The 24,300-nt window shown below is 41.9% G+C and carries 20 protein-coding genes and 1 riboswitch; of the genes, 12 read left to right on the top strand and 8 right to left on the bottom strand.

The features are described from left to right. Positions 1–66 precede the first annotated feature (66 nt). Positions 67–708, top strand: coding sequence for a DsbA family protein (locus tag AC1MCB_RS06735; RefSeq protein ID WP_479967973.1), 642 nt, complete (start codon positions 67–69; stop codon positions 706–708). Here the strand turns inward: AC1MCB_RS06735 and AC1MCB_RS06730 are convergent. Both AC1MCB_RS06730 and AC1MCB_RS06725 read right to left on the bottom strand, forming a co-directional pair. After that, positions 705–2,864, bottom strand: coding sequence for an FUSC family protein (locus AC1MCB_RS06730; RefSeq protein WP_479967972.1), 2,160 nt, complete (start codon positions 2,862–2,864; stop codon positions 705–707). The genes AC1MCB_RS06735 and AC1MCB_RS06730 overlap by 4 nt on opposite strands. A 119-nt stretch (positions 2,865–2,983) precedes the next feature. Beyond that, entirely contained in the window at positions 2,984–3,394 is a 411-nt protein-coding gene (locus tag AC1MCB_RS06725; protein WP_479967971.1) for an organic hydroperoxide resistance protein, read from the bottom strand. Between the two features lie 691 nt (positions 3,395–4,085). On the opposite strand from AC1MCB_RS06725, the gene AC1MCB_RS06720 reads away from it, so the two are divergent. Continuing rightward, a complete protein-coding gene (locus tag AC1MCB_RS06720; protein ID WP_479967970.1) occupies positions 4,086–5,429 on the top strand; it encodes a PhoH family protein in 1,344 nt (447 codons plus the stop codon). A gap of 72 nt (positions 5,430–5,501) precedes the next feature. On the opposite strand, the gene AC1MCB_RS06715 is transcribed toward AC1MCB_RS06720, so the two are convergent. Further along, on the bottom strand, positions 5,502–5,699 hold the full coding sequence (locus AC1MCB_RS06715) for a cold-shock protein (RefSeq protein ID WP_163401954.1): 198 nt from the start codon (positions 5,697–5,699) through the stop codon (positions 5,502–5,504). A gap of 151 nt (positions 5,700–5,850) precedes the next feature. Between AC1MCB_RS06715 and AC1MCB_RS06710 the strand changes: the two genes are divergently transcribed. Beyond that, positions 5,851–6,411 carry a DUF4142 domain-containing protein gene (locus AC1MCB_RS06710; RefSeq protein WP_479967969.1) on the top strand — a complete coding sequence of 187 codons (561 nt, stop codon included), beginning with the start codon at positions 5,851–5,853 and terminating at the stop codon, positions 6,409–6,411. 58 nt (positions 6,412–6,469) lie between these two features. Beyond that, positions 6,470–7,438 (top strand): MBL fold metallo-hydrolase, encoded by a 969-nt coding sequence (locus AC1MCB_RS06705; RefSeq protein ID WP_479967968.1) that lies wholly within the window; start codon positions 6,470–6,472, stop codon positions 7,436–7,438. On the opposite strand, the gene AC1MCB_RS06700 is transcribed toward AC1MCB_RS06705, so the two are convergent. After that, a complete protein-coding gene (locus AC1MCB_RS06700; protein WP_479967967.1) occupies positions 7,430–8,632 on the bottom strand; it encodes a DUF763 domain-containing protein in 1,203 nt (400 codons plus the stop codon). The genes AC1MCB_RS06705 and AC1MCB_RS06700 overlap by 9 nt on opposite strands. A 152-nt stretch (positions 8,633–8,784) precedes the next feature. Here AC1MCB_RS06700 and AC1MCB_RS06695 point away from each other — a divergent pair, with 152 nt between their 5' ends. After that, positions 8,785–11,205 (top strand): TonB-dependent siderophore receptor, encoded by a 2,421-nt coding sequence (locus AC1MCB_RS06695; protein ID WP_479967966.1) that lies wholly within the window; start codon positions 8,785–8,787, stop codon positions 11,203–11,205. A gap of 34 nt (positions 11,206–11,239) precedes the next feature. Next, positions 11,240–12,460, top strand: a complete 1,221-nt coding sequence (locus tag AC1MCB_RS06690; protein ID WP_479967965.1) for a PepSY-associated TM helix domain-containing protein — start codon at positions 11,240–11,242, stop codon at positions 12,458–12,460. On the opposite strand, the gene AC1MCB_RS06685 is transcribed toward AC1MCB_RS06690, so the two are convergent. Together AC1MCB_RS06685 and bamJ are read right to left on the bottom strand one after the other, a co-directional pair. Further along, positions 12,438–13,379 (bottom strand): Smr/MutS family protein, encoded by a 942-nt coding sequence (locus AC1MCB_RS06685; protein ID WP_479967964.1) that lies wholly within the window; start codon positions 13,377–13,379, stop codon positions 12,438–12,440. The two genes, AC1MCB_RS06690 and AC1MCB_RS06685, sit on opposite strands and share 23 nt — an antisense overlap. A gap of 83 nt (positions 13,380–13,462) precedes the next feature. Further along, positions 13,463–14,161 (bottom strand): BamJ family beta-barrel-assembly machinery protein, encoded by a 699-nt coding sequence (gene bamJ / locus AC1MCB_RS06680; protein WP_479967963.1) that lies wholly within the window; start codon positions 14,159–14,161, stop codon positions 13,463–13,465. A 120-nt stretch (positions 14,162–14,281) separates the two neighbouring features. Here bamJ and AC1MCB_RS06675 point away from each other — a divergent pair, with 120 nt between their 5' ends. After that, on the top strand, positions 14,282–15,517 hold the full coding sequence (locus tag AC1MCB_RS06675; protein WP_479967962.1) for a sterol desaturase family protein: 1,236 nt from the start codon (positions 14,282–14,284) through the stop codon (positions 15,515–15,517). Further along, positions 15,492–16,193 (top strand): lysoplasmalogenase, encoded by a 702-nt coding sequence (locus tag AC1MCB_RS06670; protein ID WP_479967961.1) that lies wholly within the window; start codon positions 15,492–15,494, stop codon positions 16,191–16,193. Before AC1MCB_RS06675 ends, AC1MCB_RS06670 begins: the two co-directional genes overlap by 26 nt. A gap of 84 nt (positions 16,194–16,277) precedes the next feature. Here the strand turns inward: AC1MCB_RS06670 and AC1MCB_RS06665 are convergent, their stop codons facing one another. Beyond that, on the bottom strand, positions 16,278–17,051 hold the full coding sequence (locus AC1MCB_RS06665) for an SRPBCC family protein (RefSeq protein WP_479967960.1): 774 nt from the start codon (positions 17,049–17,051) through the stop codon (positions 16,278–16,280). Between the two features lie 164 nt (positions 17,052–17,215). On the opposite strand from AC1MCB_RS06665, the gene AC1MCB_RS06660 reads away from it, so the two are divergent. Beyond that, positions 17,216–19,168: a tetratricopeptide repeat protein gene (locus AC1MCB_RS06660; RefSeq protein WP_479967959.1), complete on the top strand. Its 1,953-nt coding sequence runs from the start codon at positions 17,216–17,218 to the stop codon at positions 19,166–19,168. Here the strand turns inward: AC1MCB_RS06660 and AC1MCB_RS06655 are convergent. Then, positions 19,165–20,388 (bottom strand): serine hydrolase, encoded by a 1,224-nt coding sequence (locus tag AC1MCB_RS06655; protein WP_479967958.1) that lies wholly within the window; start codon positions 20,386–20,388, stop codon positions 19,165–19,167. The genes AC1MCB_RS06660 and AC1MCB_RS06655 overlap by 4 nt on opposite strands. A gap of 106 nt (positions 20,389–20,494) precedes the next feature. Continuing rightward, positions 20,495–20,681, top strand: a riboswitch (cobalamin riboswitch). Between the two features lie 107 nt (positions 20,682–20,788). Here AC1MCB_RS06655 and AC1MCB_RS06650 point away from each other — a divergent pair. From AC1MCB_RS06650 to AC1MCB_RS06640, 3 genes are all read left to right on the top strand, one after another. Continuing rightward, positions 20,789–22,687, top strand: a complete 1,899-nt coding sequence (locus AC1MCB_RS06650; RefSeq protein ID WP_479967957.1) for a TonB-dependent receptor plug domain-containing protein — start codon at positions 20,789–20,791, stop codon at positions 22,685–22,687. Between the two features lie 219 nt (positions 22,688–22,906). Then, the gene (locus tag AC1MCB_RS06645) at positions 22,907–23,599 is read left to right on the top strand and encodes a Dph6-related ATP pyrophosphatase (RefSeq protein ID WP_479967956.1); all 693 of its coding nucleotides are present in this window, start codon (positions 22,907–22,909) and stop codon (positions 23,597–23,599) included. Next, entirely contained in the window at positions 23,596–24,288 is a 693-nt protein-coding gene (locus AC1MCB_RS06640) for an SIR2 family NAD-dependent protein deacylase (protein ID WP_479967955.1), read from the top strand. The genes AC1MCB_RS06645 and AC1MCB_RS06640 overlap by 4 nt, the downstream gene beginning before the upstream one ends. Positions 24,289–24,300 lie beyond the last annotated feature (12 nt).

Below are 24,300 nucleotides of genomic sequence, written 5' to 3'. Positions count from 1 at the left end.
CTACTAATATTGGTCAAACAGACCCGATGAATAATAGGTTTAAAGTGTTAGACAACAACTAAATGCATGAAACCCAAGATCATTTATTTTTACGATGCCTTATGTAGCTGGTGTTACGCTTTTAGCCCTGTGATGCAGGCCATACACGACAATTACTGCCATGAATTTGACTTTGAGGTATTGAGCGGCGGAATGGTATTGGGAGAAATAGCAACGCCGGGGTCACTGCTAACCGGTTCTGATTATGATAAGTACAAGGAAGTTTCAGAGATCACCGGCATTATATTTGGCCCGGCTTTTCTGCAAAATTTGGATAAGGGCGGAATGTTAATGTCCTCTGAGATTCCAGCTATTGCCCTTTCTGTATTCAAAAGTTTATTCGTTGAAAAAGCCTTGGATTTTGCCCGTAACATTCAGGAATCAATCTTTTTTGATGGTAGGGATGCAAATGATGTTGAATTATATCGGTACCTCGCCGTTAATTATGGTATTGATCCTGATACATTCGAAAGCAGAATGAATGATGAGCAGTTCAAAGAAGCGGCGCGCTACGATCTTGCACTAGGTAAACAATTGCAGGTGAGTAGTTATCCTTCTGCTTTCATACAGCAATCAGAAATGAAATTTTATCTGATAGCCCAGGGGTACGCTGATTATGAAACTATGGAACTTAGGATTAACAATATTAAACAGGAGATAGGACTTTAACCTTGGGAAGACAGCAGGTTGCTCACTTTCAAAATATCGGCGGTGGTTGTTTTAACAAGCTCAAGCTGCTCGGTCAAAAATCGGGAGTCGTAATCAAGGTTTTCCGAATCTCTGATTTCCGTAGTTAGAACGTTTTGTGATTCTATCTCTTTGATTGCCGGAAACTTAGGGTCACCTAACTGATAGATCGCTTCGTTTAAATGGTGCAGAGATTTCCGGATAAGTTTTATGTGATCCATATTTACGTTCTCTGACTTATTTTCTTGCAAAGTAGAAATAAGGGTAGCCGTATAAGAAGAAAGTACATGATTTAAAACAACAAATTTGTGAAGATCCTTCACGCTTTTCTGCTTGCTTTTTGGTTCAGACATCATTCGTTGAAAAGTACTCCCAATATTTGCTGAACTTACATATACCGCTTTTCGGGTTAGCTTATAGGCGGTGACATCCCAGTGCTTACCTGTCAGCATGTCGGCCACATTCAGCAGGTATTTATAATTAGCGACCAACACTTCGCGCATTGAACTATTCAATTGCTGATATTCCCATGTAGGAAGAATAAAATAGTTAGCTAGCAGTGCGATGGCGGAGCCGACCAATGTGTCCGTAATTCTTTCCTGAGCTATAAGCAAATTGTTTGAACTTCCAATAAAATGGAAAAGGATAAGGATGTAAGGCGTCATGAAAAGGACGCTTATTATATAATTAAGCCTTTGAAAGCTATATGCGGCGACCATAAATAACAATAGTAAGCTGAACAATACAGTCTGATCTTTAATTACCATCAAAATAAAGGCACCAGCCAACCCGCCGGCTAAGGTCCCTATCAGACGTTCATAATTTCGTTTTTTAGTTAAACTGAATCCGGGTTTTAAGATCACAAGGATGGTTAATAATATCCAGTAACTGTGATGGCCAAAGGGAAATAGTTTTGAAACCAGGTAGCCGATGAGCATAACCAGTGCAACCCGTATGGCATGCCTGAAATTTCCCGACTCCATATTTAGATTATTCCGCAGAAACTTAATGCCGTAGTCCTGATGGGACACAAATTTAGATAGGTCTGACTTTGACCTGATCTCTTGCTGAGCTAAGGTTTTAGGATTGAAATAGGAGTAGATCTTTTGCGTACGGTTAATCATATTACGCACATTGATCAGGATCTTTTTGAGAAGCAGGTTGTTCAAACCATGTTCTGTTTCCACAGAATCGATTTTAGTCTTTAATTTTTCCAGCTCTGATTGGAGGTTATTCATTCGTGCAACCGCGTAATTGCTGGTAATTATAAAACTTAGGTCTTCCAGTTCATCTGCAACTTTATTGATGATGGCCTTAAATTCCTTAAGTACCTCCGTTTTTCCATATGTATTTCTTAGTGCTTGGTAATCATAAAAGGTTGCCATGGTTTGTTCAAAAAGATCAATGATATCCACAAAAGTCAGGATCAACATACGTCCGGTAGGAGTCGAATCCTTCATTACCATCCGGCTTTTAAAGAGAATCTCCCTAACTGAATCCTGTAGCTGGTGAATGATAACCTGCTGATCAATCAGATCTTTATAGTTCTTTTCATAATTGGCATCGGTGTCATAAAAGGCAGCTTTTAACCGAACATACTTCGCCAGTTGTTTAATACACTCGCCCAGGGCCTGTTGTGCGGCTCGATAGGGTCGTATCTGAGCTACGGATAAGCTCAGCAGCATATACCAGATACCGCCGGTTAGTACATAGATTGCATGGCGGAGAGTGCCGGCCATAGTTAACTTCTGATCGATGCTGATGATCATGATCAGTAAGGCGGCCGTACCAACTGATGAGGCCCTGGTCCCATAAACCGAAAACATCGAGAAAAAGAAGCAAAGAACAAGGATCTCGATACCAAGCAGAATGGGAGATTGATTGATCAAACCAGTTATAATAGCAGTTAGGAAAGCGCAGAGATTACAAATTAGCATTCCGTTTCTTTTGTGAATAACGGGTCCGGGATTGTCCGCGATGCTAACCGCCACTGCTCCGAGAGATATCGTAATGCCAACCTCTATCTGATTGTAATGATAAAAGATTAAAGAGGGCAGGAGGACACCGCAAGTAATCAGAAGGCCGTCAGAGAAATACTGGCTGAAAATGAAGCTTTTTACCTCTCTGGTTTGAATCATTAAAAAAGGTTTGTAAAAGTGCTAAGATAATGTTTTGTCGTGCCATTATAAATCAGACACAGAAAAGCCCTGCATCGACTTTCTTTGGGAATAGGATACAGGGCTTTAGAAGAGGTGAATTATATTGCGGTTACCCGAACTTCTATATTGTTTTTAGTGGCTTTAGAGTAAGGACAAACGCGATGAGCTTTATCTGCCAGGTTTTGAGCTTCTTCAACAGGAATTCCAGGAATGTGAACATCCAGCTCCGCAGAGAGTGCGAAGGAATTTCCATCTTCATTAAATGATACGTGTACATCAACTTTCGCTTCAGACAGATCAATACCATCTTTCTCGGCTACTGCAGATAGAGCACCCAGGTAGCAAGAACCCCACGCTCCTGCAAAGAGTTGTTCCGGGTTAGATGCACCACCCTGACCACCCATCTCATGTGGCTTTCGCAGATCCATCTCTAAAATACCGTCAGACGATTTGATATGGCCGTTTCGGCCTCCTTTAGCTGTGACAACAGCTGTGTATAGCTTATTCATGCCCTGCTTTGTTTAAATACTGTGCCAAGAGGCGAAATTATTTCGATAAGATTTTCAGATATAGGATAATGCTCGGGATCGAATAAGCTTTTGTTAAAAGCGATCCTCTTCATTTATGTGAATTAACCGAATGAGGGATTTGTTAATAAACCGATGATAAAGGGCTTAAAAGGGTAATTAAGAGGAATTCTCACTGTTGATAACCGGTATAAAGCTGTTAATAAATTGTTTAAAAGAAATTTCATTTTTTACTTGACACGTATACATGTAATTGCCTACCTTAGAATTATCAAGAACGAAGTACTTTGACAGTCTGATAAAAGTCCACGAAAAATACGAAAAGCTTAGGCTTCACCGGTTTTGGATACTTTAAGCTTAAACTCAGATCGGAAATCGAAAGATCAAGACTGAACACTTAAGTCCCAAAAGGCAGACGTTACCTATGTTGCAGTTGAGTCTATGGATGAAATGCAATGACAAAGTAAAGAATTACGGGTACTAATGTTTGAAAAGACATATAGACTACGAATTGGTTGAAGATACAGAGGCTTGGTACTTTTACGTAACTAAGGTTACGGAAAAAGTTAAAACGGGAATCTAAATCGAAAGAGGCGGATTTCCGTTTTTGTTTGTAGTGACTTTCCCTACTTCCCGCCAAAGACTTTATCCTATTTTCTGTAATTTTAGCCTTATGGCTAAGAACTCACTTATTACCAGAAAGAAGATTTTTGTACTAGATACTTCGGTTATTCTTTATGATCACGCCGCTTTTCAAAATTTCCAGGAACACGATGTTGCTATTCCTATCCAAGTGCTGGAAGAGCTCGATAATATGAAAGCGGGAAATGAAACCCGCAACTTTGAAGCACGTAGTTTCATCCGGCTCATTGATGAGATTTCTAAAGATAACCTCATTAATCAGTGGCTTCCTTTGCCAGGCAAAGGTAATGGGAACTTTAAGATCATTATGGACGATAAGCCCGCCATAAATGATGCGGAAGATATCTTTGGTGCGGGAAAGTTTGATCACCGAATCCTTAACTCCGCCTTAAACCTTCAAGATCACAATCCTGATAAAAAAGTTGTCCTTGTATCTAAAGATATTTGTCTTCGGTTGAAAGCTAAAGCCCTTAATTTGCCAGCTGAAGATTATGAGACCGGCAAAGTGAAAAATGTTGAGGAGTTATATAGTGGTAAAACAGATCTGGCAAAAGTACCCGGTAAACTGGTTTCTGAATTAAGCAAAACAGGATCCTTGCCAGCGGATAAGTTGAATCTTCCTATTTTACAAAGCATCCATTACTATACAATACCAGCGAACGGCTCGACTATCAATACCTACTATGATCCCAAAGTAAACAGGCTGGAATATATGGTAGACCGGTCTGTGTTCAGAATTCACCCCAAGAATCCAGAGCAAGCCTTTGCAATCCATGCTTTACTTAGTGATGAAATTAAACTGGTGACTATACAGGGTAATGCAGGCACGGGCAAGACCTTGTTGGCCTTAGCAAGTGCTTTAGAACAGCGGAAAAATTTCCGACAAATATTTATAACGCGCCCGATCATTCCGCTTAGTAATAAAGACATCGGCTTTCTCCCCGGTGATGCTAAATCAAAGGTGGACCCATATATGGCACCGATCTGGGATAACTTGCGGTTTATCAGGGAGCAATTTGCTGAAGACACTAAAGCGCAAGCTCGTATCGATGAGATGGTGGCGAATGAGAAGATTGTGATTGCACCGCTGGCGTTTATTCGGGGGAGAACGCTATCGAGGATATTTTTTATTGTTGATGAAGCGCAGAACCTGACACCCCACGAGGTTAAAACGATTATCTCCAGGGCTGGGGAAAATACAAAAATTGTATTTGCGGGCGATATCTACCAGATTGATACTCCCTACCTGGATGCTGAAAGTAATGGATTATCGTATTTAATAGATAAGGCGAAGAACCATCCTTTGCACGCTCACATTACTCTTCAAAAGGGTGAACGAAGTGAACTGGCGAACCTGGCAAATGATCTGTTGTAATCGAGGAGATGGGTATAAAGCAAAAAAGCATGTCTCTCGACATGCTTTTTTGCTCAATGATATATGTTGATTTTAGTAAACAACTTTCACATTAACAGCGTTAAGGCCTTTTTTGCCACGCTCAACATCGTACTGAACTTTATCGTTTTCACGAATTTGATCAATTAGACCAGATGAATGTACGAATACATCTTCTTCACCTGCTTCTGCGGGTACGATGAACCCGAATCCTTTAGTTTCATTAAAAAACTTTACTGTACCTTCTTTCATTGTGTTGGTTTATTAATTATTACTGCAAGGTATGGAATAAAATTAAAATCAAAAAAGAATTTTTAATGCAAAAAATACCTGTTTTAAGATAAAACCTTCAAACACTCAACCTGTTCCAAAATAATAAAAGTACCTTCATGCTATGGTAAATATGAAAAAAGCGGATTTTCTTTTACTCGTAATTGTAGTGATTTGGTCTATCCACGGCTGCACCGGTGGGTCAAAATCAGGTAGTTATAACGAAAATGGGAAGACAATGGCCGATACTTCAAGCACCCTCGATGATGATATATCGGAATTTCTAATCGAAGCTGCGAGTGGTGGTGTCATGGAAGTTCAGTTGGGAGAGATGGCAGAAAAGAATTCGAAAAGCCAGGGGGTTAAAAACTTTGGAATAATGATGATCAAAGATCACGGAAAGGCCAATGAAGAGTTAAACGCTATAGCATTGGCAAAGAAAATCGACCTTCCATCATCGGTCAACGAAAATCATGAAAGGCATATTAATGAAATGATCACACTACGCGGTGCAGAATTTGATGAAAAATATATGGACATGATGGTAGACGACCATAAGAAAGATATCGAGCTCTTTGAACGGGCAGCAAAAATAAATGACGCTGAAATCAGTGACTTTGCTAGTAAAACTTTACCTGTACTAGCCAAACATCTTAACGCAGCGCAGAAGATAAGGGATGGATTAAATAAATAAGAGGCTAATTGTATATTCTAATGGCGGTTGGCTAAATTGAAAGTTTAAAAAGAGTCCTATGCAAAATCAATTAATTGAACCACAACCAAAGGAGAAAGAAGTAAATTATTTCAACGTATCTACGGGAGTATGGGGCATGAAGATAGTTTTCGTGAATGTTTACATGATATCCAAATCACCCGGTTCCAAAGAATGGGTGCTAATTGATGCAGGGGTTCCAGGCTCATCGAAAAAAATAATACAAATGGCTGAGCACCTTTTCGGCATCGGCACTCCTCCATCTGCAATTATCTTGACCCATGGCCACTTCGATCATGTAGGCTCACTAAAAGATTTATTGAAACATTGGCAGGTACCGGTCTATGCGCATCATCTTGAGCTGCCTTATTTGACCGGAAAATCTGCGTATCCACCACCAGATCCTTCAGTAGGCGGAGGATTAATGAGTTCTCTTTCGTGGGCTTTTCCAACGGGTCCGATTAATTTGAGAAGAATGGTAAAAGCGTTGCCTGATAACGGACAGATTCCTTTCATAGAAAACTGGAAATATATACACACACCCGGTCATGCTCCGGGGCATATATCTCTGTTTAGACAAAGTGATCGCACGCTCATTGCAGGCGATGCGTTTGTAACTACCAGGCAGGAATCTGCTTTTGCATCCTTAACGCAGAAAAAGCATCTATCAGGACCACCACGGTACTTTACCAATAATTGGGTTGCAGCAGAAGAGTCTGTAAGAAAACTTGCCGACCTTAAACCTTCAGTAGCGGCCACCGGGCATGGAGTACCAATGAGCGGCGAGGAACTAGCTCAGGATCTTAAAAAGCTGGTAGAGAACTTTAAGCAAACCGCCGTGCCAAAACATGGTCGGTATGTTGACGACCCCGCAATCATGGATGATGATGGTGTACAGTATCTTCCGCCAAAACCATTCGATCCTTTGCTGAGTGCATCTATCTTTGCACTGGCGGCGTTATCAGCTTATACATTAATTAAAAGATTAAGGAAGGATACTTCAGAATAGTTTGAGTTGCTGATTAACCGGAGGTTTGGCTTTACCGAAAACAGTTCGGCCTCCGTATTTCCATGAATTACTACGTTCTTTTTCAATCACGGCATCCAGGTTTGTGTTTGGAGTAAAATCTTTCTCAGCCTCAATGGAAATTGCAGACAAACGCCTGATAGCTTCATTTTTATCATTGATACCCAGTTTCGACTTTCGGACCGCATTGTGCAAAATGCCAATGTTTTCATCATATACCTTTAAGGGCACTGGGAAAGGGTGACCGTCCTTACCGCCATGGGCAAAGGAGAATCTCGCCGGATCCTTGAAACGGGAAGGTGTGCCGTAGATTATTTCACTGACTAATGCGAGCGATTGCAACGTTCGCGGTCCAAGGCCCTCTAGCAACAACAGTCCTTCAAAGTCGGAAGGTTTCTTTTCATGAGCCAGCCACAGCATCGCGCCGAGCCTTTTTAAATCAACATCTTTAACTCTCACATCATGATGAGCCGGCATGACCAGCTTTTGGGCTTCGCTCAATAAAAGTTGTGGTTTCTCCCTTGTCATCTCAATCATCACATCATGAACTGCAAATGCTTCGTGATCCACCAGGTTAAGTATCTCGCCTTGGTTTTGACCGTAGACAAAGCTATGAGGCTCATCCACAAATGATTTGATTTCAGGAGAGTGCCAATGATATCTTCGTGCGGTAGAACTGCTTCCACTCATGCCTTGTTGCACTACAGCCCAGTCCGCTTTGTCGTTAACAATAAAGCTGTGCATATATAATTGAAATCCGTCCTGAACGGCCGTATTATCAATCTTAGCACTTAGTTTACTGCATCGAACCAGGTAGTCTGCGTCGAGTCCTGTATGTTCGCCTATTCTATGTAGCTCAGCAGGCGTGTTCCTGGAATACTTTCCTTTTCCACCGCAAATATAAATTCCCAATTCTTTGGAGTGAGGATTTATAGCTCGTTTCAAAGCCCCCATAACTGAAGTTGTTATGCCTGAAGAATGCCAGTCCATTCCCATCACAGCACCCAGACTTTGAAACCAAAAAGGATCGCTCAGTCTTCTTAAAACTTCGGCATTGCCGTATTCAGCAACAATAGTTTCGATAATTGCTAGTCCGAGCTTTGACATACGCTCAGCAAGCCATGTGGGTACATAACCATAATGTAGGGGCAGATCTGCAGAGCCTGAACGTTTCATCTGCTAACAAAATTAGTAATTTACAGAGACTAATAACGTGATTATAGCCCGACTAACGATGTTAATCCTTATTGATAATAATTCTAAATAATGTTTTGATAATTAAATTTCTCTTGTAGATTTGCAGTAAATTAGAATTAGTCTAAATAACAATGAAATATATCTCTACATTAAAAAGGGTCTTGGTTGCAGCTCCAGCTATTATTTTAGCGTGTGTAACTATATTAAGGGCGGAGGCTCCGGGTGGAACCATCACTGGATCGGTTGAAAGTGCTGATGGTAAGGCAGCAGCTTTTGTAAACGTTTCATTGCTTGAAATAAATCGCGGAACAACTTCAAATGATCAGGGAGACTATACACTAAAGAATATCAAAGAAGGAACCTATACATTAAAGGCAAGCTTCATTGGACTTAAAGAACAAACGCAAACTGTTTATGTGCGATCTGGCCAAACAGTAGAAGCGAATTTTATCATGGTAGAAGATGCTATGCAGTTGAACGAGATAGTAGTTACTGCCATCAGAAGAACTATTAATGAAATTCCAGCAAGGGCAGGAAAAGCAAATATTAAACCTCTTGATATGCCGCAAAGTGTTGCTATCATTGGCAATGAAGTTCTAACTCAGCAACAAACGCTACGAATGAGCGATGTGCTCAAAAATGTAAATGGCGTTTATATAATGGGTACGACCGGTGGCACACAGGAGGAAATTGCCGGAAGAGGTTTTGCCTTCGGCAGTAATAATACTTTTAAAAACGGGTCTCGTTTCAATAATGGTGTGATGCCTGAGATCAGTTCACTGGAAAGTGTAGAGATTTTAAAGGGAAGCAACGCTATTTTATTTGGTAATGTCGGTGCTGGTGGAATTTTAAACCTTGTCACTAAGAAACCTAAGTTTGAAAATGGCGGCGAGGTTTCATTCAGAACCGGTAGCTACGATTTCTATAAACCAGCAATTGATGTATATGGGGCCGTAGGTCAAAGTAACAAATTGGCTTACCGACTGAATACCACATATGAAAATGCCGGAAGTTTCCGTAAAAACGTAAACTCAGAACGTTTCTATGTCAATCCGTCACTCTTATACCAGATCAGCAATACAACTCAGTTACTGGTTGAAGTCGATTATTTAAATGATGATCGCAAACCTGACTTTGGAATCGGGGCTATAAACTATGAGATTGCTAATGTTCCAAGGAATCAATTTATTGGTGCCTCCTGGGCTAACTATAACGTTGGACAGCTTTCTTCAACTGCGACATTAACGCATAATTTAAATACGACCTGGCAGATAAAAGCCATTGCTTCTGCACAGAATTATAACCTGGATCAGTTCAGCACTTCACGGCCCACTAATATTAAAGCTGATGGAACCTGGAACAGAGGATTACAGAGAAGCAAAATTTCAGAGGACTATTATTTGGGTCAACTAGATCTAACTGGCGAGTTCTTAACGGGGAATATCAAGCATAGTGTACTTGTAGGTGCTGATATTGATAAGTATAATACCCGTACAAATGCATTTTCTTTTGTCTTCGACCCCCTTGATCCTAGTTCAACTACATACGATGTGGTGAATATTTTCAATTTTGACCAGTCAGCTCAGCGAACTGATATTCCTGAATCAACAATTACTACAGTTAATATCAACCCGGTGAACAGGGCAGGAGTATATGCTCAGGATCTGATCAGTTTGACTGACAAAATTAAAGTTCTCGCCGGTTTACGTTATTCCTATATGGAAACCAAAAATAATGTGCTGAGGAAAGCTACTAATGTGACTGCCTTTGGAAAGCCCCGTTACGACGACGCTTTCACGCCAAGAGTAGGGGTTGTTTATCAGCCAATAAAAACAATGGCCTTGTTTGCAAGCTACGCGAATTCATTTAACCTGAATTCTGGTATTGATAACACCGGTTCTGCTTTGGCTCCATCAATGTTGAATCAGTATGAAGCCGGAATCAAAAATGATTTTCTGAAGGGGGCACTTTCAGCTAATGTTACCGTTTATAAGATTGTTAATAGTGATCAGGCTCAGGCTATTCTTCCGGGCTCTCCTGAATATAACACCCTGTATCCTACAGCTCAGGAGTTGGCAGGTGAAGTAACAAGCAAAGGTTTTGAGGTTGATCTGTCGAGTAAATCTTACAAAGGATTTTCATTAATGGCCGGTTACAGTTATAACGATACCCGCTATACCAAGAGCACTATCTACGAAGTGGGCAGTAAACTAAGATATAACCCATCAAGTACTGCTAACGCAAACTTATACTACAGATTCAACAACGGAAAGTTCCAGGGGCTTAATCTGGGTCTGGGCGCCCTTTATTTCGGCGACCGGTTTGCGGGCCGTTCAACTCGTCTGACCGTAGCGAACGATGCGTTTAAGCTGATGCCACTTCCTGCTTTCACGATGATTGATGCATCTGCTGGTTATGAGTACAAAAGTTTAGCTTTTCGTGTTAAAGTTTCAAACCTAACAAACAAGCTAAGCTACAATGCCCATGATGATAATAGCATCAACCCGATTGCGCCGCGTCAACTCTTCACAACTATATCCTACAAGTTTTAACTTAGTTAATCAGCACTGTCCTCTTAACGTTTTTATGAAGGTATTCTTCCGTAATATCCACCTGTACTTGAGTCTCGCAGCAGGAATAGTCATTTTGATCGCCTGTTTTACGGGTGCAATACTGGTGTTCGAGAAGGAACTGCAGGAAACATTCAGTTCGGACAGATATTTTGCAAAGCCAGAAGGGCGGCGCTTGTCGTCCGATGAACTGATCGCAAGAGTTAGGCTTGAATATCCGGATGTTAAAATAGGTTCGTTGAAGGCTTACACAGATCCGAACCGCACGGTTGAAGTTGGGGTCAGCAGTCCGGAAGCACCGAAAGGAGAATCTTCAGGTAAACCTATCATTGAAGAGAAGGCAGGAAAAGAGGGTAAGGATCAAGCGAAAAAGGGGGGCGAAGGGGCTAGAAAGACAGCCTTTGTAAATCCTTACACCGGAAAGGTTGTGGAACTTTACAGCTATCGCGAAACATTTTTCTACAAGGTATTTGCTCTTCACCGCTGGCTGCTTGGTAAAAATGATGGAATTGGAAAATATATTGTGGGGACCTCTACTCTGATCTTTTTGTTTATCCTGATCACCGGAGTAATCTTATGGTGGCCTAAGACCCGAAATATTCTTAAACAGCGCCTTAAGATTAAATGGGACGGAAGCTGGAAAAGATTAAACCATGATTTCCATATAGTACTCGGATTCTATACATCTATCTTCCTTTTTATATTTTCTTTCACAGGTCTTGCCTGGTCCTTCCAGTGGTTCAACAAAGGTATCTACACAGTTACAAGATCAGAGATGAAACCACCTGCTGAGCCACCTTCCTCAACCCTGATTCCAGGATCTGCGACTATCGGGTATGATGAAGTGTTAAGCCGTGCTTCCAAAGAAGTTAAAGATGTATTGTATTATAACATCTCCGCACCAAAGGATTCAGCAGGAGCGTATTCCGTAACTGTATTGCCTGAGAAGGCTTATGACATGGCATCCAATACTTATTACCTGGATCAATACAGTGGAAAAGTAATCGGTTCGCTGATGTTTAGTGATAAAAATCTGGGACAGCGTGTACGTTCCAGTTTCAAACCCGTACATACAGGTTCAATCTTTGGAGTGTATTCAAAGGTGATCGCTTTTATCACCTGTTTGCTGGGTGCCACCTTCCCGGTAACCGGCACCATCATGTGGATCCAGCGACTTAACAAGAAGAAGAGAAGAGAAAAAAGTAAATTAGATGCTATTTCAGAACAACTTGCGTAGCCCCATAGCCGAATTTTTCTTTGTGAGCATCCATGAAAGTCTTAATTTGTAGATGCTTACTAATTAACTTGTGGATTTCGTTCTTTAATACCCCATTACCAGTTCCGTGTATGAAGATGATAGAATCAAGCTTATGCACAATGGCCGCTTCAAGCGACTTCTTAAAGAAATTAAGCTGTATATCTAATATTTCAGAACTGTTCAAGAACTGGTAATCGTCACGAAGTTTTTCTATATGAAGATCCACTTGTTTCCCTGGATTTTCAATCTCCTTTTTTTCGATTGCCGGTTTATGAAAGCTTTCTTTTAGCTTTTGTGCATCGATTTTCATTTCAGGTTCATCAAGCTGAACTAGCCATCCGCTGCTTTTAGTCAGAGGGATTTGTTTCTTCGCACCTGCAAAATCTTTTCCTCGAAACTTTCTGCTGATAAATAACGGCAAATCGGGTTTCAGATCTCTGCCGGTGTAACGCAGTACCTGAATATGAAATTCCGGCCATTTATCCAATTCGGACAAGTTAGCTGAGTAAACCTTCTGGATAGACTGCTCTGGTAGTTCCGCCGCAAACTCTCCTTTAAAATGTCCGTCTTTCTCAGTCTTAAAAGTAGCCAGCAGCTTGAAGTTACTTTGGTTAAGCAAGTGAAAATGAACAACCGATGACGTGCGGTCATCGGCAGCAACAGCCAAAAAAATTCCCTGCTGCTGGAAGTTCCCGCCATCTACTGGTTCACTCTCTTCCTGCTTCTTATTATCAGCGGGTTCATGGCCATGTACCCAGGTTATTTGTGATATCAGAACGGGTATTTCAAAATCATCCTGGTCTGTCACCGCAACAGTTTCTTCGTTGATGATCCGGGTAATATATCCTTCGATCCGCTCGTCAACAAAACGAACAAAATCTCCTAATTTGAATTTCATAATCTATGCTTATAAATGATAAGAGTAAGATCAGCGACCTTACTCTTTTAATGGGACTAATACGTTGTTGATTGATGGGGACATTACTTACCTGCCTTTAACAATTCAATCTCGAAGATCAAAACGCTGTAAGGCGGAATATCTTGTCCGGCACCCTGTGCACCGTAGGCAAGCTTCCATGGAATAAAAAAGCGATAAGTTGAGCCTTCCTGCATAAGCTGCAACCCTTCAATCCATCCCGGAATCACTCTGGAAAGTGGGAAGGTAAGTGGTTCTCCGCGGTCAATTGAGCTATCAAATTGCTTTCCATTCAGCAACGTCCCTTTGTAATGAACAGTTACTTCGGCGTTAGGTTTAGGTTTCGGGCCGCTGCCGTGTTTTAATACGATATACTGTAGGCCGCTAGGAGTAGTTATAACTCCCGGCTTCGTTTTATTTTCTGCCAGAAATTTATCTCCATCAGCACTCGTTTCCGCCGATTTCCTTTCACCTTTTGAAGTCATAAATCTCGTAATCGCATTTTGGGCTTCCTCATCAGTCATTTCCGCCTTTTCGCCATTAAATACTTGCTCCATTGCCTTGCTCCACAAAGCATAATTCAAACTCTCAACTCCGCCAGCTTTTAAGTCCGTGGCCACTTTTAATCCGAAAGCATAGCTTACAGAATCGGTTGCCGATTTTAAAATAGCTGGGTGTGCTGCTTTTACCTGCTGGTTATTTTTCTTCTGCGCATTGGCAATCATTGGGACCAGTGCAGCTAATAAGATTAATTTCTTTATCATAGTAATAAATTAAAGGTGGTGAAGATAGATATTAACTGAGAAATATGTATATCATTTGCGAATCAGGAATCGTAGTCTGTGTATTTCGATATCAGTGTTAAATGCTTAAATTGGTTTATAATGGTCGATTACATTGCGCTTTCAATCCCTTTATTTTTTATCCTCATTGGAGTAGAGGTCATTTACTCTTTATGTAAGAAGCTCAATTATTATCGGTTCAATGATTCAATCGCCAATCTAAGTCAGGGGATCGGCTCACAGCTGGTCGGCATCTTCCTTAAAACAGTCACCTTCTTTGGGTACTTGTACCTATTCGATAACTGGCGCATCTACACCTTCCCAAATACTTTCTGGACGTGGTTACTTCTTTTTCTTGGTGTCGACTTCTTCTATTACTGGTTCCACCGTATGAGCCACGAGGTGAATGCGCTTTGGGCTTCGCATATCGTCCACCACCAATCAGAGGAATATAACCTGACAGTCGCGTTGCGCCAGTCGTGGTTTCAGGGCGGCTTCTCATGGGCTTTTTACCTGCCTCTTGCCATCGTCGGGTTTGATCCCCTCATGTTCCTTACCGTAAGCTCTTTCAACACACTATATCAGTTTTGGATACATACCCGTACGATTGGAAAAATGGGACCCCTGGAATGGATCTTTAATACCCCTTCGCATCACCGGGTACATCACGGTTCAAACAAAAAGTACATAGATAAAAATCATGCAGGCTCATTAATAATCTGGGATAGGATGTTCGGTACATTCCAGGCAGAAGAAGAAGAGGTGGTCTACGGCATTACAAAACCGTTGGCCAGCTGGAACCCTATTTGGGCGAACTTTCATTACTGGTACGACCTTTTTAATATGGCTGGGAAAACATCATCGGTGAGGAATAAATTAAATGTCTTTATTAAGCCCCCCGGCTGGCAGCCAGAAAGTGAGGGCGACCATAAGCCGAATAATTCTTATTCGAATAGCAGCAGCCGTGAGAAATTCAGTCCTCAATATAACAGCAAACTAAACTGGTACCTTTTGGTACAATTCCTTTTCGCTTTATCGCTAGCAACATTGATTCTGTTTACCTACAGCAAACTAACTACCTTACAATTAATCACATCCACGTTGTTGGTTATTCTGTCTTTGACCACCTGCGGAGCGCTTCTGGAACAAAGAAGGTGGTTGGCGAAATTCGAATACTTCAGGCTGTTATTTTGGCTAGGCACGATTTTTACATACAAAGCTGAGGCGGGAAATGTCCCACTAATATATGTAAGTGCACTCTTGTGTATTTTTTCATTTGTTTGGTTTCACCTGATCAAACCAAATTTGCTTTATGTGGAAACGTCATCTCAGCTTTAGTGTAAGCTATGGCTTAATAGCCATGTTGTATCTGATTGTCGAGCTGCTAAATATTGCTGAAGCCAGATTTTTAGTAAAGCCGTTGATCTGTCTCATATTAACCGGGTATCTGGTGAGCAGGACAAGGCTTTATGGTCATTTCAGTAAATTGATCTTCGGAGGATTATTATTTTCATTAGCCGGTGACCTGGCCTTATTGTTTGCTGACACTAATGCAACCTTCTTTTTAATAGGTCTGATAGCCTTCTTAATCGCTCATGTTTTTTACTCCATTGCGTTTTTCAGAGATTACCGATACGACCCGACGGGTTCAAACAAGCATGGAAATATGATACTATTCATAATGGCGGCGTTTACAGTTGGCTTTTACATCTTCATACGATCATATTTAGGTGATATGAAGATTCCGGTGATGGCCTACATGGTGATTATTTCTATAATGGTCATTATGGCGGGATTCCGATACCAGCGCGTAAATTTGCTGAGCTTTCAACTAATATTAGCCGGCGCCATCCTGTTTGTTATCTCAGATACGCTTCTGGCTATAAATAAATTTGTACAACATTTTGAATCTTCAGGAGTGTTGATTATCGCCACCTATATGCTTGCCCAATACCTGATCACGATGGGTGCATTGGACCGGGTTGTTCCTGTCAAAGGCAAGATCTATAGCTAGATCAGATCAAATAAAGAAGCCATAGTCTCCTGATGATATACAAAGGGATACTATGGCTTTTTTTATTTATGCTATTGCTAAACCTTAAGACTCCTTTTTAAAGGTATTCTGAAGCTTTTCTACAAAGCTTGGGGAGGTGACATAGGTTTGATATTCTTCACCCTCTACATAATGTTTGAAGTTAGTTACATCTTCACGGATCTTATCTTCGAAAACATTATTCAATAATTTAGCGATTCCCTGGCCTAAGCTGCCGGCAGGCGGGAAATAGCTGATCTCAACAGTTAACTCGGTTCCTGAACCATTGATCGCATCGTTAAATTCGATTTTTCCAGCATTGTCAACCATCGATCCTTCTATCGATTGCCAGCCTATGTATCGATTCTCTTCTTCGCGTGTAATTTCAGCATTCCAGGTTAACTTAACTATCTCGCCAGGAAGATTAGCTTTCCACTGCGAACGATTATTACCTTGTTCCTCCACCGAAGCAAGATGTTTCATAAACCTCGGGAGGTTTTCAAAGTTTCTCCAGAAAGCATAAACCTCTTCCCTCGGTTTGTTAACAATAAACCGCTCAGTGATGCTAATGGCTTTCGTGTCCGTACTGTCTTTTCCTAATCTGGAGTAAATGGGACAAACGCCTGTAGCACCACGATATAATAAAATACCACCTACCATAGCTTCTTGTAAAGCAATTACCGGGTGATTTGTGATCTGTTTAATACCTTTATATGTGATAACAGCACCGGCCAGAATGGACAAAATCCGCTCGGGCATATTTACATTGGCATTTTCATTTTCCTGAAGCAACGGACCTTTTACAGCATCAGTAAGCTTGTTCGTGATTGATTCTAGCATAGAGATTTTCTTTTTGTGATGGTTTGTGATTAGATAACAGAATTAGGCCTTTGCTGTTTTAACCACTTCATAATCATTCTTGCCTAAAAAGGCAAATCTGATCGCTATAAAAGATTTAACCAACATCGATTATGCGTTCATAACGCATCTGTTTTCTTAACTTAATGCTGCAAAAAAAAGTTACCGTGTCGCAATCCCGCCAATTAGCTGCTATTATGTTTACCGACATTGTCGGTTACACCTCCATTATGGGTAATAACGAGGAACATGCATTTAGTTTGCTCACTAAGAACCGACAGATGCAGCGGCCTATAATAGAAAAGTATGGGGGCAAGTGGCTAAAGGAATTGGGTGATGGTGTTATGGCCAGTTTTTCAACCGTAAGTGACTCAGTAAATGCAGCCATTAAAATCCAGGAAGCATGCAAGCAGGCCAAAGAATTTCAATTACGTATTGGAATTCATCTCGGTGAAGTAGTATTTGAGGACAACGATGTATTTGGAGATGGAGTAAACATTGCTTCGCGAATCCAGGCAATAGCCGCACCGGGTGATATTTATATCTCAGATTCTGTTTACAATAATGTTTCTAATAAACACGGCATAGTTACCCAGTTTGTTCGGCAGGAATCGCTAAAGAACGTAAAGCTCCCGGTCAAGATTTATAAAATAGTGACAGATCCCGGCTTAAATATTTCGAAAGTGAATGATCAATCTAAAAAACTTCCTGAAAAAAGCATTGCTGTCCTCCCATTCGTTAACATGAGTAATGATCCAGAACAGGAATATTTCAGTGACGGGATGGCTGAAGAAATTCTTAGCTCCCTGGCACATGTTAAAGACCTGAAGGTTGCCGGCCGGACTTCTTCGTTCCAATTCAAAGGTAAAAATGTTGACCTGCGGATCATTGGGGAGGAATTAGGAGTAAACACAGTGCTCGAAGGTAGCGTTCGTAAACAAGGAAACCGACTTCGGATAACGACCCAGCTAATCAATGTTGAAGACGGATTTCATATATGGAGCGAACGTTATGATCGTGAAATGGAGGATGTATTTGCTATTCAGGATGAGATCGCACTAGCTATCACAGAGAAATTAAGGGTAACGTTACTCGGAAACGACCGTGAACGGATTACTAAAACGCATACACAAAATCCGGAGGCCTACCAACTGTACCTGCAGGGTCGCTTCTATTGGAATCGGCGAAATGAAGAAGGGATGAAAGCGGCCATCCTGCTTTTTGAAAAGGCGCTGGAAAAAGATCCTGACTATGCCCTAGCATGGACCGGCCTGGCCGATACATACAGCCTGATGGGTGAATACACCAATATTTCCAGAAGAGAACTTTATCCAAAGCAAATGGCGGCCGTTAATAAAGCTTTAGAGATAGACCCTAACCTGGGCGAGGCTCACATTTCCCTGGCTACGTCTTTAATGCTCAATGATTGGGACTGGATAAACTCTGAGAAGGAATTTAAGCGGGGCCTGGAGCTCAATCCCAATTATGCCACTGGAAGGCATTGGTATGCCGAATGGTTGCTTTTTACCGGAAAATTTGAGGAAGCAGTGAGCGAGATCTCTAAGGCCGTAGACCTTGATCCAGTCTCCCCTGGAATTCTGAAAGACAAAGGCATCCACCTCTATTATACCCGTCAGTTTGATAAGGCTATAGAAGTCGGCCTAAAGACAGTGGAAATCTATCCGGATTTTGTACCTACCTACAGACTTCTATCTCTTTGCTACCAGGCTAAGGGCATGATCGACAAGGCTATCGCTGAAAACCGGCGGTGGGGAAAGTTTACGAAAAACAAAGTTAAAACAGACCTGGCGCAGGCTCATATTTGCGCCGCTTCCGGGCGTAAAGAACAAGCACAGCCTCTAATCAAAAAAATAAAATCAACTGAATTCGGACCCAATGATCATCGCGCAATGGCCCTGGTGTATGCCGCACTCGGAGAAAAAGATCAGGCATTTGAATGGCTTCAAAAAAGTTATGAAAGGCACGAGGAATCCTTATGCAGTCTTAAAATTGATCCCAAGTTTGACTCTTTGCATTCTGATCCCCGGTTCAATGAGCTTCTCGATAAAGTTGGAGTCAACTTAAATACCCGACACTAATACCTGAACTGAAATTTATGCAGGCTGGGCAAATGCTTTTTCTCCCGTTTCAATTCATGAGAATACAGAACTCGTCCAAGGTTTTTCATAAAAGGATAGCATACAGTCTCGTATTCGTACTTGCTGTCGTTATAAATTTCATCCTCATTTGACTGAACCACCGCGGTCAGCATAAATTCTACCTTATTTTTAAAGTCCACGAAGTAGGCATTGTCGATAATATAGCCGTACGAATCCCCGTATTTATTAAAGATCCGGACGTCAGGGTCTATCACGGCGTCCTTTTCGCGTCCGTAGTACAGCATCTTGCTATAAGAAGGCCAGAATTCTGTTGAATCATATTTAGGAAAGTCACTTTCGGAAGGCAGCATCGACATGTATTTGTAGATCAGCTTATAATCATCCGCTCTAAGATTAAAACGTTCTTTTTTAGGGAAAGCTTCCGGAAAGAAGAGCTTTTTCAGCACCAGTTGCTGGTCCTCAACGGTATAAACGTTTTTATCAGCAAAGGAGTAGGGTTCATTAACCAGATGATCATTTGCGTCCATATAACCCTTTCCCCGAGTCAGGTTCTGCAGTTCAAGGGGGTAATCCTTCGGGTCGTATTGAGCTTTCTGGCTGTATACCAATTTATCGCCATTGTAAAAAGAGATGGGGTTAGTATGCTTCGCTGATTCTCCGGAATCGCCAATCGCCAGCCGGTTTAAGATCCTGCTCTTTGTTAAACCATTTTTCTGAAGCTTTTTATTGATCTCAGCCCTGCCCACAAATTCATAGATCCGGTTGTAAGCATCATTATCACTGGTTAAAAGAATTTTTTTAATGTAGTGATCGATGTTGGGTAATCCTGTCTGAGATGAACTGTCTCTCCGCACTTTGGTTTGTCCGGCAAAACTGCTGTCGGTCAGCATGGTCGACTCCTTAGTCAGCCCTTTGATATCTAAGCTGTTGATTTTCTCCAAAGCAAAAATGGCAGCGGGCAACTTTACTGTACTGGCCGGATAGAAGTACCAGGACGGATCCAGACGATAGCCAAATGACTTGAAATGCGGCATGTTATCTTCATCCCGTTCTATTCGGGTAAAGAGTATCTGTATTTCATTTTTAGTGGGATTCTTTAAGATATTGCCGAAAAGCACCTGGTTGTCCTTCAGTAATTTCTCTAAATATTGAGTATCGATATAATCTTTTGACTGGCTATAAGAACTCTGGAAAATCATTAGAATCAATAAAAAGATTAACATGCCTTGTTTCATCTGCTAAATATAAAGAATATGTCAGGATGATTTATTGGCAGAATGGGTTTGTAAATACTTCAGGTTGTTTTACATTTGCAGCGCTTTTGGTTCCCGGTGTCGCAATCGGGATGAAAAGGGAAAACGGTGTAAATCCGTTACTGTCCCGCAGCTGTAAGCTCCAAGTACCGGCGTTCAATCTAAGTCACTGTTCTGTAGAATGGGAAGACGAACCAAGGGGAGTAAGTCAGAAGACCTGCCAAAGATTTATTAATTCATAGCTTTCGGGGATTGAAGCTTGAATGAGCGTTTACGGTTACCGTATACGGTCATTTAAAGTATTCTGATGTACTGTTTGCTGTGAGTATTTATCACTCACAACAAAATGAAAACAAAAAAGAATTATGTTGCTGCAGGCCTGGGGCTTGCACAACTGGTATTGCTGAGCGGCAATGCCCTGGCTCAGCAGGAGCCTGTGCGAGACCTGAATGAAGTGGTTGTAACCGCAACCCGATCCTCCAAGAAACAGTCTGAAATTGGTAAAGTTGTCCGGGTGATTTCCGCCGAAACCCTTTCAAAAAGCCAGGGCCGCAGTCTCCCTGAGATCTTAAACAACGTCGCAGGATTAACTATCGGCGGCAATGGCAATACGCCCGGCGACATCAAAGCTGTTTATCTGCGAGGCGCCGCGCCTGGAAACACGCTGATCCTGATTGACGGGATTCCCGTTAATGACGCTTCGAATATTAGCGGCGAGTATAATATCGCAGCCCTGCCGGTTGAGCAGATCGAACGCATAGAGATTTTGAAAGGCGGGAATTCCACCTTATATGGCTCTGATGCCGTTGCAGGTGTTATAAATATCATCACCAAAAAAGGCTCTGGCAAACTCACCGCAAGCTTACTGGCTACAGGCGGAAGCTACGAGACTTACAAGCAGGTGTTAGGGCTGAATGGCCAGATCGGTAAAACATCTATCGCTATCAATGGCTCGAATTTAGATTCGAAGAACTATTCTACTGCTTCTCCAGCGCAGGGAGAAACGAACTTCGATAAAGACAACTTTACACAACGGTCCGTAAGCTTAAATCTCGGGCAGCAGGTCTCAGAAAGTTTTCTACTAAGAGCGAATGTACAGGCGAACGGTAACCAGGCCGGCCTGGATAATGGCGCTTTCGCCGATGCTATCGACTACAATTATCGCAAAAACTCTATTCTTGCTGGTTTAGGCGGAAAGCTAAACTTCAATAACGGCGACTTCAACTTTAACCTGAGTCAAAATAATGTGAAAAACCTGTTCGACAACCAGGAGTCAATAACGAATAACAAAGGAGAGATCTCTCAAATTGAAGCAGGTGTGAATTATCAGCTGCTGAGCTTCCTCGATCTCACCAGCGGGGCCAGTTTTAAACGATCAGCTACAGAACAAAGCAATCCATATTCCGCTGCACTTGTGGCTGATAACGATATCAAGAGCTTATTCACCTCGCTGTTCTTTAAAACCAACAGCGGTTTCCATGCAGAGTTGGGCGGACGGGTGAATGATCATAGCCAATATGGCGAAAATTTCACTTACACCGTCAACCCTTCGTATGTATTTAATGACCGGTACAAGTTCTTTGTAAACGTTTCTTCTGCCTACCGCGTTCCTTCGCTATACCAGTTGTTTTCAGAGTATGGCAACCTGGATCTAAAACCCGAGACCTCGCGCACCTATGAAGCTGGCTTTGACTTTGATCTGCTTCCGCAGAAGTTGAATGTTAATGTTTCATATTTCAATCGGGAGATCGAAGATGTAATTGATTTCGGTCAGCTGAGTCCGAATCAATTCGGCTATATCAATCAGAATGAGCAGAAAGACAAGGGCTTTGAAATAGAACTGAGTACTAATCCTTTCCAGGCGGTGAGTTTAAATGCGTTCTATGCCTATGTAGACGGTGAGATGACCTCGCCATCCGCCACTGCATTTAACTTGTTCAGGCGTCCTAAAAACACCTTCGGTGCCAGTATGGGAATTAGCATGGGAGCGAAGGTTGATGTTAATTTAACTTATAAGTTCACCGGAAACCGGGAAGACTTCTATTTTGACTCTTCATTTAACCAGGTGAGCGCCACGTTAGCTTCTTATAATATGCTGGATGCTTATATTCAATACAAGCCGGCTTCTAAACTTACTTTGTTCGCGGATGTTAAAAATCTATTAGACGAGGATTACCTCGAGTTCGCCGGGTACACCACCCGGGGTTTAAACTTCAACGCCGGTTTAAGGTTAGAGATCAGGTAAGGGTTGTTGTTATTTGAATAGCGATGGGAGGGATCTCATCGCTATTTTTGGTTTAAGCGTTATCGTGGTTTCACGCAAAGCGCGCAAAGTTAATCGCAGAGATCGAAAAGAGAATAGGTTTAGGTGCTATGCTTTGCGCGCTTTGCGTTTTCTTAGCTACTTTGCGAAATACTCAGCAAGCTTTTAATTTTAAAATGACTAGAATATCCTAATATAAAGATGAGCAAAGCAGTAGTCTTCTGGAGCGGCGGTAAGGATGCCGCTATGGCGTTACATAGAGCACAACAGGATCTCCAGACCCACGTTGTCGGATTAGTTACTACTCTCCACAAGGGAACAAACGAAACGGCAGGCCACAAGATCAAGGAATCCGTGCTCGCCAGGCAGGCGTTACAAACCGGTTTACCCTTACATAAAATGTGGGTAAATGCGATGTCGGACAATAATGAATATGAGAATGAATTATTTAAAATCTCTGCCCAATTAAAAGACGAAGGCATCAGCACCGTTATTTACGGGGACATATTCTTACAGGATATAAAAACCTACCGAGAAGACTTGCTGCACAAAGCAGGAATGACCGCTCTTTTTCCTTTATGGCAAATTGAATCCGGCGTGCTAATGAATGACTTCATCGAATCAGGATTTAAAGCCATCACCTGCTGCATTGATCATGCTGTTCTGGATGAGCGTTTGTTAGGTAAGGAATTGAATAACCGGTTTCTGGAAGATTTACCTGAAGGTGTTGATCCTGCAGGCGAAAATGGCGAATTTCATACATTCTGTTTTGACGGACCAGTTTTCAAACAGCCCGTTAAATTTGAAGCAGGCGCAAGCCATTTTGAATCATTTGACATCAAGTCAACGAATAAAACGGTCAGGAACACATTTGCATATATTGACATTATATGAGCAGAAAGAAGATTGTGGTATTAACAGGGGCAGGTATCTCAGCGGAGAGTGGCCTGCAAACCTTCAGGGATGCGGATGGCTTATGGGAAGGACATAACGTCTATGATGTTGCCACCCCTGAAGCCTGGCAACGAGATCCGGTGATGGTGCAGGAATTTTATAACATCCGCCGAAGGTCTGTTCTGAAAGCCCAGCCTAATGATGCACATAAAGCCCTGGTATTGCTGGAAGACAAATACGATGTGCACATTGTCACGCAGAACATTGACGACCTGCATGAACGGGCGGGTTCTAAACAAGTGATTCACCTGCATGGCATCATTACCAAAGCCCAGTCAGAAAAGTATCCACACCTCACTTATGATATCCAAGGTTCCGACCTAAAGATGGGAGACCTGTGTGAAAGAGGATATCAACTCAGACCGCATGTTGTATGGTTCGGCGAGCCGGTACCGTTGATTGAAAAAGCTATTGAGATCTGTAGTGTGGCTGATATGGTAATCGTTATTGGTACATCATTGCAGGTATACCCGGCTGCGGGTTTGCTGGATGTACTTCCATTAAATACTGAAGTTTTCTTGGTTGACCCAAAAACAACCGTGACTCATTCCAATAAGATCGTTCACATCAAAGAGAAGGCAGTCCGCGGAGTACGTATGCTAGTTAACGATCTGATGGAAAGAAGCTGAACAACCCCTAAC

This window comes from Daejeonella sp. AP26 (genome assembly GCF_056680515.1).
This window is presented reverse-complemented; position numbering and strand designations above follow the sequence as displayed.